The 15,562-nt window shown below is 45.6% G+C and carries 11 protein-coding genes; 9 read left to right on the top strand and 2 right to left on the bottom strand.

Translation table 11 applies throughout. The annotated features are described in order from the left end of the window. Positions 1–7: 7 nt before the first annotated feature. Positions 8–2,389 carry a polysaccharide biosynthesis tyrosine autokinase gene (locus tag H6F86_RS01785; RefSeq protein WP_190446388.1) on the bottom strand — a complete coding sequence of 794 codons (2,382 nt, stop codon included), beginning with the start codon at positions 2,387–2,389 and terminating at the stop codon, positions 8–10. Between the two features lie 73 nt (positions 2,390–2,462). Next, a complete protein-coding gene (locus H6F86_RS01790) occupies positions 2,463–3,932 on the bottom strand; it encodes an SLBB domain-containing protein (RefSeq protein WP_242033314.1) in 1,470 nt (489 codons plus the stop codon). Between the two features lie 700 nt (positions 3,933–4,632). Between H6F86_RS01790 and H6F86_RS01795 the strand changes: the two genes are divergently transcribed. The 9 genes from H6F86_RS01795 (at position 4,633) to H6F86_RS01835 (ending at position 15,281) form a co-directional block, all read left to right on the top strand. Then, positions 4,633–5,514, top strand: coding sequence for a class I SAM-dependent methyltransferase (locus H6F86_RS01795; protein WP_190446390.1), 882 nt, complete (start codon positions 4,633–4,635; stop codon positions 5,512–5,514). Positions 5,515–5,756: 242 nt separating this feature from the next. Beyond that, positions 5,757–6,173 carry an acyltransferase gene (locus tag H6F86_RS01800; RefSeq protein ID WP_190446391.1) on the top strand — a complete coding sequence of 139 codons (417 nt, stop codon included), beginning with the start codon at positions 5,757–5,759 and terminating at the stop codon, positions 6,171–6,173. Positions 6,174–6,414: 241 nt separating this feature from the next. Beyond that, positions 6,415–7,665, top strand: a complete 1,251-nt coding sequence (locus H6F86_RS01805; protein WP_190446392.1) for a teichoic acid transporter — start codon at positions 6,415–6,417, stop codon at positions 7,663–7,665. A 275-nt stretch (positions 7,666–7,940) separates the two neighbouring features. Further along, positions 7,941–8,975, top strand: coding sequence for a polysaccharide pyruvyl transferase family protein (locus tag H6F86_RS01810; protein ID WP_190446393.1), 1,035 nt, complete (start codon positions 7,941–7,943; stop codon positions 8,973–8,975). A gap of 104 nt (positions 8,976–9,079) precedes the next feature. Next, positions 9,080–10,222 (top strand): glycosyltransferase family 4 protein, encoded by a 1,143-nt coding sequence (locus H6F86_RS01815; protein WP_190446394.1) that lies wholly within the window; start codon positions 9,080–9,082, stop codon positions 10,220–10,222. Continuing rightward, positions 10,219–11,463 (top strand): glycosyltransferase, encoded by a 1,245-nt coding sequence (locus tag H6F86_RS01820; RefSeq protein WP_190446395.1) that lies wholly within the window; start codon positions 10,219–10,221, stop codon positions 11,461–11,463. The genes H6F86_RS01815 and H6F86_RS01820 overlap by 4 nt, the downstream gene beginning before the upstream one ends. Positions 11,464–11,536: 73 nt before the next feature. After that, positions 11,537–12,745: a glycosyltransferase family 1 protein gene (locus tag H6F86_RS01825; protein WP_190446396.1), complete on the top strand. Its 1,209-nt coding sequence runs from the start codon at positions 11,537–11,539 to the stop codon at positions 12,743–12,745. A 5-nt stretch (positions 12,746–12,750) separates the two neighbouring features. Next, positions 12,751–14,061 carry a glycosyltransferase family 4 protein gene (locus tag H6F86_RS01830; RefSeq protein WP_190446397.1) on the top strand — a complete coding sequence of 437 codons (1,311 nt, stop codon included), beginning with the start codon at positions 12,751–12,753 and terminating at the stop codon, positions 14,059–14,061. 47 nt (positions 14,062–14,108) lie between these two features. Beyond that, complete coding sequence (locus tag H6F86_RS01835) at positions 14,109–15,281, top strand: glycosyltransferase family 4 protein (protein ID WP_190446398.1); 1,173 nt, start codon at positions 14,109–14,111, stop codon at positions 15,279–15,281. Positions 15,282–15,562 lie beyond the last annotated feature (281 nt).

Below are 15,562 nucleotides of genomic sequence, written 5' to 3' on the forward strand. Positions count from 1 at the left end.
GCCGAGGTTAAAGGTGTTCAACAGGAGCCGCACCGTTTGACGGCTTGACATAACGCTGATAGTGGTAGCTGTAAGGGGTCATTGCCTCAACAGCACCATTTGCCACCAAGCCCAGAACATTGGTAGACGAAACCTTCAGCTCTTCCATGGCTTGCGCGACTGAGGGACGCTTCGTTTTACCCACCCGCACGATCAGCACTAGCCCGTTCGTTTGCGAAGCGACTAAGCTGCCGTCTGCCAAACCAACCAACGGTGGGGTGTCGTAAATGACCAGATCAAACACCATCTGAAAGCGTTCCATCAAGACGCGCATCTTACCGGATGACAGTAGCTCAACCGGATCGATCGGGGTTCGTCCTGCTGTCAGCACCATCAAGTTATCGCGGGTTGGTGATGGCTGAAGGGCAGTCCTAACATTGATGTTGGTTGTGATGACATCGCTCAGCCCACACTGGTTTGACAGCTCCATGATGTGATGCACTTGTGGATGGCGCAGATCGGCATCCACTAGCAGTACCCGTTGTCCCATTGCTGCTGCCGCGTGTGCTAAATTAACCGCGATCGTCGATTTGCCATCGCCTGGTTCGGCTGAACTAACGGTGAGCGATCGCACCGTGGCATCTACACGCTGCAAACGAATGTTTTTGTAGAGCGATCGAAACGCCTCTATAAAGGGTGACGCACCAACACTGGATGAGGTTTGTGCGGGTGTAAATGCAGCCGGAATCTCTGGTAAATCCAGGGATGACGGGGATGGCGCAACAGGCGGCACATGGGTAGACAGACGGCGCTTGCGCTTGATGAACGGTAGCTTTGAGAGCCACGATCGTTGAGGATTCGCGCGATCGCTGTCGAGTGGAATGATGCCCAACAAGGGTAGGCGGGTTGCCTGCCGAATATCTTTGGTCGTGTGATACGCATTGCTGCTGGTATCGGCAAGAAAACCAGCGAGGATGCCCAGCGCGAGACTTAAGAAGACCGCGAGACCCAGATAGTTCAGCGCGAGGTTAGCGGCTATATTTCGTGGTTGACCGTCAGCATCGCGCGCCAGTTGCGGGGGTGACAATAACTCCCACGGCACTTCTTTTTGTGCCGCATCAATTTGCAGTGCTTCCCGTTTCCCCAAAAATTCGTTCAAACTGTTGGTGGCGATGGTCAGTTCTCGCTCAATATCGGTGTACTGCCGCGCTAATGATGGATATTGCTGAATTTTTGCGTCTACTGCACTTTTGGACTGAGCAACAGCGCGATCACGTGCCTGCTGAATTTGAATGTCGTCGTTGACCTTACCCAAGACTCGCTGGGCTTCTTGATCCAGCAGCGCCTTCAAATTTTGCTGGCGATCGCGCATTGCCTGCAACGTTGGGTTTTCTTCGCGCGATCGAGCGGTTTCCAGGGCAACTTGGCTCGAAAGCTCCTGATACTTGGCTAACAACGCCTGATATTGCGGCGCTTCAGCCAGTATGGAAACCGTATTGGCAGTACTCGCGTTTTGTTGCAGGGCTGAGCGACGAGCACGGCTTTCGGCAAGCTTGGTCGCATTGTCCATCTGCTGCTGCTCTAGATTGGCGGACTGGTCAGCCGCTTGCTTCCCCTGGGTGTCTGGATCAATGATGCCATAGCGTTGCCGGAAGCTCTGTAGCTGCCGTTGAAGCGTATTCACTCGCTCCTTCAACTGTGGCAACTGAGTGTCAATAAATTTGACCCCTTGCCCAATGTTGGTTTGTCGCTGTTCCAGGCTGTACTTTAAGTAGGCTGCTGAGAGCTGCTTCAAGACATAATCTGCCACTTCGGGGTCAGCATCTTGATACGTCACTTGCAGAATTTTTGAGCCAGGTGCATCTTTCTTAGCATTTTTGATTTGAGGTCGATCAATAGCAATCTGAGATGCAATGCGATTGTAGTCAACGTCAGGGAACTTTGCTTGCGTCTGCTGAACGATCGGAACTAATAGCTTAGGGCTTTGCAGCACTTGAATTTGGGTTGAGTAGTCCAGTGCAGTTGGTGCGGTTTGCAAAGACTCCCCTGGTTGCTGTTGCGGGTCGAGCAGCAGGCGCTTATATTGCTCCTCGGCGGTGACAGGCTCGACCAAAATTTGGAACGAGCCAACATATTGGGGTGGCTTGCGACCTGCCGCCCACAAGCTTAGAGGAATCGTTGCCGCTGCGACCGCGATGGACACCCCCAGCACTATGCTCAGCCGTCGCCGAATGATATCGAAGGGTTGAGTCATGCTAAACGTCGATTCATCCGTTTCTAAAGCCAGTGAGGCTGGCTGTAGCAATCGACCAGACGTTCTAGAGGAATGGAGAGAGGAGTGTTCAGTTTCCATGGGCACCGTATGCATTCTTGCGTTCACATCAGAGGCAGCGACACGAAGGCGCATCATTGCAAGCGTTTCAACTTAACCAGCGTTGTACCAAAAGCACCGCTAACTAATGCACCATTGGCAACAGGTTTGCTTAGGGAACACCAAAGATTCTTAAGAAGTTTGATAAGGAAAATAGTGGGCTAAGAACAGTGCCAAGCGTATCAGTGACGCTGGTTAAGCCCGATCGCCCAACCACAATGATGTCATTATTTCGCATTGCCGGATTGGTTTGCTCATTGATGCCCTGAGCAAAGTCAACTGATATATCTCGACGCACCACTGTCCCGTCCGGGTTAAGACGAATCAATTCAACGCGACCCTTGCGTGCCCGTCGATTGTCAAACCCGCCCGATGCTAGCAACGCCTGATTCATCGGTGTATTGGGTGGCACTTGTACAACACCGGGTTGCTTCACCTCACCGACGATGTTCACCCGAATGGTGTCGGGCGAGAAGCTCGCGCTGGCAATTTGAGCAGCGTCTGCTGGAGTGAGGTCGGTTGCAGTCGGAATCGAAATTGTGTCACCCGATTGTAAGATAACATCCTGTTTGAGGTCGCCTGCTTGCACAAGCTGCAACAGGTTGATGTTGATGGTTTGCTCTGCCCCTGATCGCGTGGGTCGCCGAATTTGAATGCGCCGGATGTCTGCCAGCGGTTTGATGCCGCCTGCTGCCTGAATCGCCTGCGTAATCGTTGGGGGCTTATCAGCATTATTGGTTGTGTTGGCAGGTGTTGTACCCGGTGCGCCAGCGGCTCCAGTTCGAGCATTCGTACCAATCACCTGATAGGAGCCAGGGCGAAACACTTCACCAACGATCGCCACATTGACGGGTCTGCCTTTCTCACCAGCAAAGGTTGTGTCTGCCAATAGCAACGACTCGGCTGGATTGGGATTAGTGGCAGCGACGACCGAGATTGAATCACCATCTCGCAGCGTTACGTCCTGCTGTAAACTCCCGTTTTGCACATAGCTCCACAGGTCAACCGTAATAATTTGGGGGGCACCAAGGCGCTGCGGACGGCGAATTTGCACTTGCCGAACATCCGCTGCCTGAGTGATGCCGCCGGCCGTTTGTAGTGCCTTGGTCAGTGTGGGAAACTGGGTGCCGCCTGCCTCGCTGGCTAGCGGAATGGTATAAGTACCCGGACGGCTGACCTCGCCCAAGACTCCGATGGATAAAGGGCGCGGAGTCAGCAGCGTCACGGTCACCGCTGATCGCTTGAAAAAGCGGGCATACCGTCTAGACAGTTCGGACTCAGCCTGCTTTAAGCTCAACCCTCGTACAGAGACAGAGCCTAAAAGCGGCAGGTTGACTGTGCCATCGACTAACACTTGCCGTCTGCCATTCTCACCGCTATATTCAGGTACATCAAAGAGATCAATCTGGAGGCGATCGCCTGCGCCCAGTACGTAAGAACTCTCTTCAAAAGGAACCACGCCTGGCTGCACTTGGCTAACAGGGGGCAAAAAGGTGGGAGTTGCACTTAAAGCTGGAGAAGCAACAAGCGCCAGCATCAGGACAGCAAAACCCGCTTTTGGTGTGATAAGTTGATGACGCATAAAAATCATGCAAACGCTCCGGCAATGAAGTAGACGTGTGAGATAACAATCAAGGAACAGTAAGCTTTGCTAAATTGTTACTTCGTAAAACTACTTACTCTGTAGACCGACGAACACCGGATAAAGTTCTGCGATTTCACGTAAGCCCTACACATACTTTAATTACTCGTAGGCAATTAAACTATCGAATGCCGTACGTTCAAATGCAGGTACAACGCGTGGCATATCCACTTTTCAAGTAAAAGTGGCCGGAACCGGAAGAAATGCCGGAAAGCTTCAACGGCTTACGGCTCCACGCTCAAGCCAATTAGTCACCAAACTCCTATCCGTATCAGTATTAGAAGCGTAAAAGTCTTTGTCCTGCAGCAAGAGGCATGCGAGAATCTACGGCTGCTGCTAGCGCAATAACTTAAAGAAGGGATGAAGACGAGCGATCGCGCCGTAAATATCCTGATTACGTTTTATTACGCTGTAATAACAAGGAGATTAGGTAAAGACGTTACAGCTTTGGCTCAACGCTGAGATTTGGCTCGTGCTACGTATTCAAATAGACCTGAGTAGCTAAGTAGAACCAAAACTAGACCTGACCGACTCTCTCTAAAACAATGGTTAGAAACGGTCATTTGGTGCGCTTCTGTAAAGAAGTTTCATTCAAGTAATCCCTTTCACATCTGCATATTCACCTGCCTTACGTAGAGACATGAATCATAGTGTATATGCAAGCTTGCAATCTTTCTTGGCTCCGGATCATCAAGTCAATTTTGACGACAGCGTTCTGCTATCCCCTCTCCCTGAGACTCCTGTAATTCAAGCCAATAGCGTCTATTTCAGTCATCCAGTCTGGGCAAACACTTATTTTGAAGCCTGCCACCGTGATGCAGCGTTTAGAGAGCGGTGGTATGCAGCAGCAGGTAGCTGGGACGACAAGATTGTGGTGGATATTGGATGTGGTCCAGGGAACTTGTATGCCACTTTGGGCGGCAAGCCAAAACTTTTGATTGGGGTTGATGTGGCGCGAGGAGCATTGGAGATGGCACAAAGCATCGGCTATATGCCTGTGCTGGCGGATGCTCATAATCTGCCACTAACCTCAGAATTCGCTGATATTGTGGCAATCAATGCTAGTCTGCATCATTGCGATGATATGCCCAGAGTGTTAGCAGAGGCAGCACGGTTAGTGCATCCTGGTGGGATGTTAATTGTGGATCATGATCCACAGCTTACAGCCTGGAACTATAAAGGATTAGGATTGCTGCTTTACAAAGCTCGTTTAGGCATCATTTACCGTTTCTTTCTCCGTAGTTTGTATGTTCCTGATGAGGAAAGACTAACGGCACTAGCTACCGAAGTCCATCACAAACCCGGTGACGGTGTAACGCAAGAATTATTCTACAGAACGCTTGAGCCAATGGGTTTTAGCGTCAATATATATCCTCATAACAACGCGATTGGGGCGGCAGCATTGCAGGGTATTTATGGTGCTCCACCACATTGGCGTTATCCAATTGGGCAATTGTTATCTGGAATTAATCCTTATTCTGCGACGGCTGCATTGTCTCTAATGTGTGTAGCCGTTCGCTAACTCTGTGGTGAATTGTTAGATGAATTAGTAACTTAAAGAATGCATGAAGATGAGCGATCGCCCTAGTAAACATCCTGATTACACTTTTTTATACTGCAACATATAGCAGATGAAAAGAGGCTAAAAGCTAACGATTAGAGCTTTGAAAACTTAGAAAGGATTAGACCGCAATGTTGAAGCTAGTCAACGCAATTGCAGCAAGTGACGTGATACCAAATCGTCTCCGCTGGCGGCTATACAAAATGTCTGCTTTAACGATGGGAAAAAACATAACTGTCTATTCTCATTGCTTTTTTACACACCCAAATCTATCCACGGTGAAAATTGGCAATAACGTACTGATCAATCACTATGCCTTTTTCGATAATGGAGCGGCAATCGAAATTGGAGACAGATGTAATATTGCCATGAGCGTTCAGTTTATTACAGCAACACATAGTCTTGGCTCTAGTGAAAAAAGAGCTGGTAAGCTTAACCGAAAGCCAATTCGCATTGAGTCTGGCTGCTGGATATGCGCTGGCGTTAGAGTTTTGCCAGGAGTAACAATCGGTTCTGGTTGCTGGATTTTGTCTGGAGCAGAAGTAACCAAGGACTGTGAATCAAATGGAGTCTATGCAGGCATACCAGCAAAAAGGATTAAAGATTTATCTGAGAGCTAATTACAATTCTGTAGAGATTACCACTGCCAAATGTATTGATTAGCTTTCTAAATACATTTACTAGATCTTTAAAGATAGAGATATTGAAAAGGTTTTCGTCAAAGATCCAGCAATCTCCAATCTGACAACTATGGTATTCAAAGATCTAATTCTGAAATTTAAGCCATCAGATCGAGGACAAAGCCGAATCTTTAGAGCGGGTTTATCTGGCATATCAGGGTTATCATTTCGATTCACAAGAATGGCAATTACTTTAGTTTCTGTACCGCTAACAGCGAAGTACCTAGGTGCAGAACGATATGGTTTATGGCTTTTACTGAGCACCTTCTTAAGTTGGGTTGCTACAGCAGATTTAGGCTTGGCTCAGAGTTTAAAGAATACTTTAGCAACGGCTGACGGACAAGAAGATGAGACCTTAGCTAAAACCGCAGTATCTAATGCTGTATGTTTATCAATCACTATTGCCTCAGGGCTAGGACTAATATTTTGGGTTGCTTTTCCTTATATTGATTGGTCAAGAGTTTTCAACGTTAGATCCTCATTAGCTATAGATGATGCAAATTCAGCTATGGTGGCAATTGCAGTTGTCTTTCTAGCTCAACTAGTTTTAACCATACCCCTAGAGATCTATAACGCCTATCAAGAAGGATATTGGTCTAGCCTCTGGATTGGTCTGTCGAATATTATATCTATTGGTTCACTGATTGTTGCGATTCATTATCAAGCTAGCCTTACAGTTTTAGTAGTCGCAGTTTTTGGGACAAATCTTTTAGGTAATATTTTTGCTGCGATTCATATTTTTTATTGGAAACGACCTTGGTTACGTCCAAATATCGCTTACTTTAGATGGAATGAAGCCTCCGCCTTACTAAAGATTGGTTCTCAGTTTTGGATAGCTCAAGTAGCCGCCATTCTACTTTTGCAAACTGATTTGATAATAGTTGCTCAACTATTCAGTGCTGTTGAGGTTGCAAAATATGGCATTGCATTAAAGTTATTTTCTTTGATTGGTGTAGTCCAAATGTCTTTTGTCTTTCCTCTATGGTCAGCTTACGCTGAAGCAGCAGCGCGCCAGGACTATATATGGACAGCAAAAACCTTCAGACGGTCTACGTTGACTGTTCTATATTTTACTGTGGCAGCAAGCCTCTTCTTAGTAATTTTTGGTCAGCAAATTATTCACGGTTTAATAGGTAAAAGCCTAGTTCCAGAAAATTACTTGCTATTGGCAATGTCTCTCACTGTAATTCTTAATGGAATTACAATTAGCGTCAGAACTTTTCTGAATGGTTTGGGGGAGGCTAAACTGCAAGCATTAGTAGCTCCTCCGTCAAGCATTCTGAATTTTGCCGCCTCAATTTTTTTCGGTCGTTGGCTAGGACCTATTGGTGTAAGCTTAGGTACCTCAATGTCTTTAACTTTTCTCCTCTTTATTTACAGGTACTTTGTTGCAAGGAAACTAAAGGATTTTAAACTAAAAACAATTGGTTAGAGTACGTTTTATTAACTTAATTAAGGTGCTTCCTTAATGATTAGTTTTAAGCATCAAACCTGTTACCCTTGGGAGCGAACGATAGTGTATTAAATTGCCGTTGATTATATTCTAACTAATTTGCCTAGATCAATTGAGAGCTGTGAAATTTTATCGAATATCCTAAAGAATTACCAGAAGCTACTCGATTAGATTTCTCTAATTCTAGCAGTCATATTACTTTCTTGAAAATACGTCCATTTGCTACCAACTCAAACTCAAATAGAGGCATTCTAATGTTTATCAAAGCACAGCAGAAGTACGAGTTTAATCGTCTTTCGACTAAAGCAGCACATGTTATTTTTAAGTCTGTTCTTGATGATCGTAGATGTCAATTTTATGATCTTTCTAGAGTCAAACCTGAAAACCGCAAAGCGAAATCTCCAGTAATACAGTTCTACTCCTCCATTGACAATATTGGTAATTATCTGCCAGTTCTAGGGATTAGAAAAATGATTCTGCAAGCCCCTGACACATGGTGTATCCACGATAGCAATATTGATTTTGAGTTTGTGAACAAAAACTATAAATGCGTCATTATAGGAGGCGCAGGTCTTCTGGTCAAAGGGAATGGAAAGTTTGAGCGTTTTTGGACAAATTTCTTGCGTCACTGTAAGCTTCCGACTGTTATTTGGGGCGTGGGAACAGATAATGTTGAGGAAATTAGCCCCTCTTATAGAGAAGTGGTTTCTAAAATTGGTCAAAGATGTGATCTGGTCAACGTTCGAGATGAGCTAACGGCTGACACTTTTAATTTCACAAATTCTCACATTAGTGCATGCCCAACAGTTGCCTACTTAGGAGATTTTAAGAAAGAGCTGGATAAGAACAGCAAAATTGGGGATGATGCAACCTTTGTTTACTATCAACCTCAGATTTATACTGATTTAGAAACAATAGAAATCAATAAAGTTCTCCGTCAAGCAACCTCAAATACAAGATTGACCACAAACTATCAATACTCCTTTAGAGGGCTTACAGATATAATTCAAAATTACTATCTCAAAAGTGATTTTGTCGTCACAGCTATGCTTCATGGCGCAATTACTGCTTACGGACTAGGAATTCCCTACATTTCTATTTCTAAAACCGACAAAATTAAAGCTTTTCATAAAAAATTTAAGAATGGTTTAAGTGTCAGCAGTGCTGACGAACTTAAGGATGTTTTGAAAAGTGGTAGAATGTCTGATTTTGCAATTGATTCAGTAGCAATTGAACCTATACATGATTTTGGGAAGAGAGCCTATGAATGGGTAAACTCCGTCTGCTAAAGTGCTGCATTTTGCTTTTAGTGGGAAGTTTAGTTCTCTGTTTCTTGGTTAAAGCTGCTATCGACTGCCTGAAAATCCTAACTACCCGAACATAATTCAGCGATATGTCAATACAACGTGTCATTATTACTCATCCGTATCCTCTTGATGCGCCTGGTGGCGGAACACGAACTTGCCTAGAAATTGCTCATAATTTAGAGAAACTTGGCATCGAAGTAATTCTGCTGCCTTTAATGTCTACGCCACCATTAGATTCAGACAGACAGACTATTCGAGTTGTTTCAGTTGCACCGAATCGATTTCAGTATTTACTTTCTGGAATTGCAGTTGCTCAAACAATTCGTGGTATTGCTGATAGACATTCAGTGGATGCTGTAATTAGTTGGGGTTACGAAGCCGCATTCTTACCGCCTTTGCTTAGATCTAAGCAGATTGTTTTTGGCATGATTGCAGCGATGCCTTCATATACAGAGTGGGCAAACCGTGAGACTAAGTTCCGCTTTATTAAGCGGTGGGTAGATGAGTGGTTCCGCTGGCGTACTTTTAAGGAGGCAGATGTTGTTTTTTCATTCTCTAACTTCACTAAAAAAGAGCTTGTTAGTCTTTTTCATCTACAACCCAATCGAATTGATAATACACGTCATGGCATTGAATCAATCTTCAGTGGCATCCCGCGATTACAACATATAGAAGAAATTTCTAACTTTATCTTTTATGGTTCCCTTGCTCCTATTAAAGGAGTCTTTGATGTTGTTACAACTTTGGGTGAAGTTGCTAGACGGGGATACCGAAACTGGAAACTAAAAATTGCAGGATGGGGTGATGAAGAGGCTTTATGGCAAGCGTTGCATCAATGTGGTATAGCTGATCAAGTTCAGTTTCTAGGATGCTTGAACCCTCAAGAATTAGTGCGAGAACTGGAATGGGCACACCTGGCAATTCTCCCCTCTCAAGCTGAATCGTTTGGACGATCGATCGCAGAAGCACAAGCAGCAGGGCTTCCCGTAGTTTCCTACGATACTGGGTCTATTCCTGAGATCGTAGAGCAAGGGATTACAGGCTGGTTAGCGCCACCTAAACAAACTGATCGTCTTGCAGATGCAGTTATTGAAGCGATGCAAGACCCTCAGCGAACTTTTCAGATGGGGCTAGCCGGACGTGAACGAGTCACTCAACAATTTTCTTGGGAAAAAACTGCAAAGGCAATTTTAGAGGGTATTGAAGATGCAAAAAGGAGACTATCATGACTTGTGTTAATGTGGTCTCCCAAATTCAGGAGAGCCAAATTTTAGATGGTCGTTCTCTACGTGTTCTATTCGTCAGCCACACTTATATCGTTGGCTTAAACCAGGGCAAGCTGAACGCGATCGCTGAAACTGGAGTGGTTGATGTTGGCTTACTCGTCCCTGCAAAGTGGGATGCTCCCCAATGGAACAAACAGCTTGAACTTGAAACGCCCTATCCAGCCATTCAAGCCTATGCTACCCGAATTTGGTTTGGTGGGCGTGCCGGAGCCTACTTCTACTCTCCTCTAGCTGTACTAAAGGCTATCAGGGATTTTCGCCCAGATATTATTCAGGTTGAACAAGAAGTCTTTTCACTTTCTGCCTTTGAGATTGCCCTGTTTGCAAAACTATTTGGCAAACCATTAGTGCTGTTTGGCTGGGAGAATATGGCTCGCCAACTGTCTCCCTTCCGGCAATGGATTCGTCAATTTGTTTTTAATACAACCCAACTGATTCTTGCGGGTAATCATGAAGGCGCAGAAATTATGAAACAGTGGGGCTTCAAGAAACCCATTGAAGTCATGCCTCAAATGGGAGTAGATACAACCGTCTTTGCCCCACCCAGTCCTAAATCAGCCACCGCTAAACTAACCATCGGTTTCGTAGGTCGCCTCTCCCATCACAAAGGCATTGATTTACTCATCGAAGCAGCCTGCATTCTGCGCGATCGCGGTTACGACTTCCAAATTACTCTTTGCGGTTCGGGATCAGACGAAGCAACCTTTAAAGGAACGGTCAATCAATACAGCCTGAACGATCAATTTGTTTGGCGAGGTGGAGTCCGCCACGATGAAGTACCTCAAGAAATGGCTCAGTTTGATGTTTTGGTGCTTCCCTCCCGCACCATTGAAACCTGGAAAGAACAATTTGGTCATGTCTTGATTGAAGCAATGGCAATGGGAATCCCTGTTGTCGGCTCAACCTGTGGAGAAATTCCTAATGTTGTTGGTCATCCCGATCTCGTTTTTCCTGAAGGGGACGCAAGTGCTCTAGCTAAGGTGTTAGAACGTTTAATCTGTGAACCAGAGTGGCGACAACAGGCAGGGCAACATAGCCTCGATCGAGTGCATCAGTATTACACCCATGAACGCATCGCCCAACGCTTAATTCAGTTATGGCAACAAATCCTAAAACCTAAAGATAACCAGGGTGTATATCAGCTAGAGCCATACTCAACATCCGAAGCTAAAGGGCACATCTAACCAAAACCTCCTTTGCACTCCGGATAATCAATTAGCTCATTGGTATAGGGAATACAGCAGTAGAAAAAAGACTATGCGTGTTGCAATTGTCCGTAGAGCGCCCAGTGCATCCTTCAGTATGGATGTTTATGCCGATGGTTTAGTCAGTGGTCTTAAGACCATTCGACCAGACTGGGAAATTGTGGAACTAATCCCCAGTAGCACTCCAACCAACGAGGGAAATACAATTCTAAATGGATTGAAGAAATACTATCAGCGCTACTGGCAATACCCTATTAAAGTCAAAAGCCGTAAAGCAGACATTTTCCATATTATTGACCATAGTGATGGACACATTGCTTACTGGTTGAAAAAGGCTAATCAGTTAACCGTTGTCACTTGCCATGATTTAATCAACCTTCTACAGCCTGAGAATATTAGTGACCAAGCAAAGCTTCCCTTAATCAGTGCTGCTATCTGGAAGTATGCAGTACAGGGTATTCGTCAAGCGAATCATATCGTTACCGTTTCAGCCTATACCGCAAAAGATGTAACGCAACTGCTTAACGTACAGCCAGGGCAGATTACAGTCGCGCCCAATGCCGTAGAGCCTCTTTTTCAGCCGTTTCCACCAGAACAGCTAGTAAAGTTTCGCCAACGCTACAGAATTTCACCCAACACAATCTGCTTACTCAATGTAGGTTCTAACCATCCCCGCAAAAATGTTTTTACAGTTCTGCATACCCTGCAAGCTTTAAGGCTAAAAGAGCTTCCAGTACACCTGCTGAAAACGGGTGCCGATTTTACTGTAGAGCAGAAGACCTTCTTACAAACTCACAACTTAGAAAGCTGCGTTACCTACTTAGGTAAGCCAAGCCGAGCAACCCTGGTTGAAATTTACAACGTTGCTGACATTCTTATGGCTCCTTCCTTTTATGAAGGGTTTGGTATGACAGTTCTAGAAGCAATGGCATGTGGCACTCCCGTCATTACATCAAATGTCACTTCGCTACCAGAAGTTGCTGGGGACGCGGCAATTATGGTTGAGCCAACAGATGTCAACGCCATTGTTGAAGCCGTACATCACTTACAGAATGATGTGGATTATCGCACCAGCCTGCGTCAGAAAGGCTTAGAACGAGTGCGAGCATTTACATGGGAAACAACGGCTGAGCAAGTTGCTCAAGTTTATGAATCATTAATGCCTGACCAGGCATTACAGCGATCGTCTAAGCATCATGCAGCCACTAACGCATCTAGAAGTCAAATCGGACTTCAATCTACGGTTGATCACTTGAGGTAACTAAAATGGAAGCAACCCCATTGGATAATACTGGGCGACCTTTGACCGTTCTACTGTCAGCATATGCGTGCCGACCCGATAAAGGATCTGAGCCTGGGGTTGGCTGGAATATGGCTCAAGAGCTAGCAAGATACCACAATGTTTGTGTCTTTACTCGTGAAGAAAATCGATTAGCTATTGAAAAAGAGCTGTCTGAGCGCCCAAATTCGCGGTTACGTGTGATCTTTTACGATTTACCAACGTGGTTACGCTGGTGGAAGCGTGATCAGCGGGGGGTTCATCTTCATCATTATCTGTGGCAGTTTGCCATTTACTTTGCTGCTCGCAAACTCCATCGTGAAGTTAAGTTCGATTTAGTCCATCACGTTACCTACGGTCGTTACAGCGCTCCAAGTTTTCTATCACTATTACCTATACCGTTTGTCTGGGGTCCGCTAGGCGGTGGTGAATCAGTCCCTCATTCTCTCTGGTTAGATTTCAGTTTAACGAACAAAATCTATGAAACACTGCGTAGTCTAGCCCGAACCGTAGGAGAATTTGACCCCTTTGTTCGTTTAACGGCATTTCGTAGCTCAGTCGCGATTACTTCCACGCCAGAGACAGCAGAGCGACTCAAGGTGTTAGGTGTTCGGCGCATTGAAGTGATTCCTGGGCAAACAGGGATTAACCAGCAAGAGCTAGAAGAGCTGGGAAACCTGCCTCAAGTCTCAGAAAAAAAAGGAATCCGCTTTGTCAGTATTGGACGCTTGCTGCATTGGAAGGGCTTCCACTTGGGCTTACGCGCCTTTGCCCACGCCAACATACCAGATAGTGAGTATTGGATTATAGGAGATGGTGCAGAGCGTCAGCAGTTAGAGGCACTAATTAATGAGCTTGGAGTGAGGGATCGCGTCCGTTTCTATGGCAATCTTCCTAGAGACAAAACACTTCACTACTTGGGACAGTGTGATGCGTTAGTGCATCCCAGCCTACATGACTTCTCGCCAACGGTTTGCCTGGAAGCAATGGCAGCAAGCAGACCCGTCATTTGCTTAAATCTGGGTGGTCCAGCCATCCAAATCTCGGATGAAGCTGGGTTCAAAATCGCTGCAACGGCTCCAGCGCAAGTAACCCAGGATATGGCAAACGTTATGAAGCGTCTAGCAACCGATTTTAATTTACGTCTTCGCATGGGAGACGCTGGGCGGAAACGAGTATGCGAGCTATATGGCTGGGATGCCAAGGGTCAGTTTTTTAACCAGCTTTATAAAGACATTGCCAGTGACAAAGAGAGTGTACAGGATGGCGAAAGAGCAATTACAGAATCCTCTACTTAACCTGGTCTCAGCCTGAAGCTCCAACAATCTAGTAGGTTCCTACGCTCATGAAGGTTTTAAGCATCCACAACAGCTATCAAATTCGTGGCGGCGAGGATGAATCGCGTGAGTCGGAGGAACGACTGCTCCGCGAAATGGGTCATGACGTTGATGTTTATGAGGAAGATAATGATCGCATTGCCACCTTGAGTAATACTCAAATGGCACTAAGAACCATCTGGTCTACAGAAGCCCATGAGATTGTTAAACAGCGTTTAAGCAACGCTACTTACGATGTCGTTCATGTACAAAACTTCTTTCCGTTGATTTCTCCCTCAGTTCACCACGCGGCGCAAGCTGCTGGAGTGCCTGTCATCCAAACGTTGAGAAACTACCGTCTTCTCTGCCCCAATGCCTTGTTCTTTCGAGATGGACAAGTGTGTGAAGACTGCTTAGGAAAATCTATCCCTTACCCTGGCGTGCTCCATGGCTGCTACCGCGAAAGCCGAACTGCCAGTGCGGCTGTGGTAGCGATGTTAACTGTACATCGTACTATGAGCACCTGGACGAATGCGGTAGACCGTTTTATTGCCCTCACTGAGTTTGCGCGTCAGAAATTTATCGAGGGTGGTTTCCCCGCCGAGAAAATTGTGGTCAAGCCAAACTTTGTCCATCCTGACCCTGGCATTGGCACTGGAACAGGCGGGTATGCGCTCTACGTTGGCAGGCTATCTGTAGAGAAGGGTTTAGATACGCTACTTGCTGCATGGGAACGCCTTGATCAGCCCATTCCACTCAAAATTATTGGAGATGGTCCTTTAGCAGAGCAAGTTATTGAAGCCACACAACGGATGTCTTCTGTGGAGTGGTTGGGGCGTAAACCAATGTCAGAAGTTCATGCCCTCATGGGAGAAGCGATGTTTCTAGTCTTTCCATCAAAATGGTATGAAACTTTTGGTCGTGTAGCGGTTGAAGCATTTGCCAAAGGAACCCCAGTGGTTGCCGCTAATATTGGCGCGATCGCAGAACTGGTGGATGCGGGTCGAACTGGGTTGCTATTTCATCCTAGTGATCCTGATAATCTAGCTGCTCAGGTGAACTGGCTTTTAAGTCATCCAACTACACTTGCTCAAATGCGGCAACAGACACGAACCGAATTTGAAGCAAAGTATACAGCCGAAAGAAACTATAAAAGGCTGATTGAGATTTACAAGCAGACGCAGTTTGCTCACAGTTCATAGTAATCGCTGGGTATTCAAATTGTGGCTTCAGTTCGCCTCCAAATTAATTTCTATTTGTGAGAAATACTTTATAACGAGGTCGCAAAATACATGTCTCTAAAAAAAACTTCTATTTCAAAACTAAATTCCTCATTCTTCAGTTCTGGTTGTAATACGGAAATACATACGATTAATTCTATTGTATGCAAAAAACATGAGAATACCACTAAAATAACACTCAAGATTCCTGACGCTTAGTGTTAACTAGTTAACAAAAAATTAAGTACATAGGGAGTAACAAA

Origin of the sequence: Phormidium sp. FACHB-592, from assembly GCF_014695795.1 — a bacterium.
GTDB lineage: Bacteria > Cyanobacteriota > Cyanobacteriia > Leptolyngbyales > Leptolyngbyaceae > Stenomitos.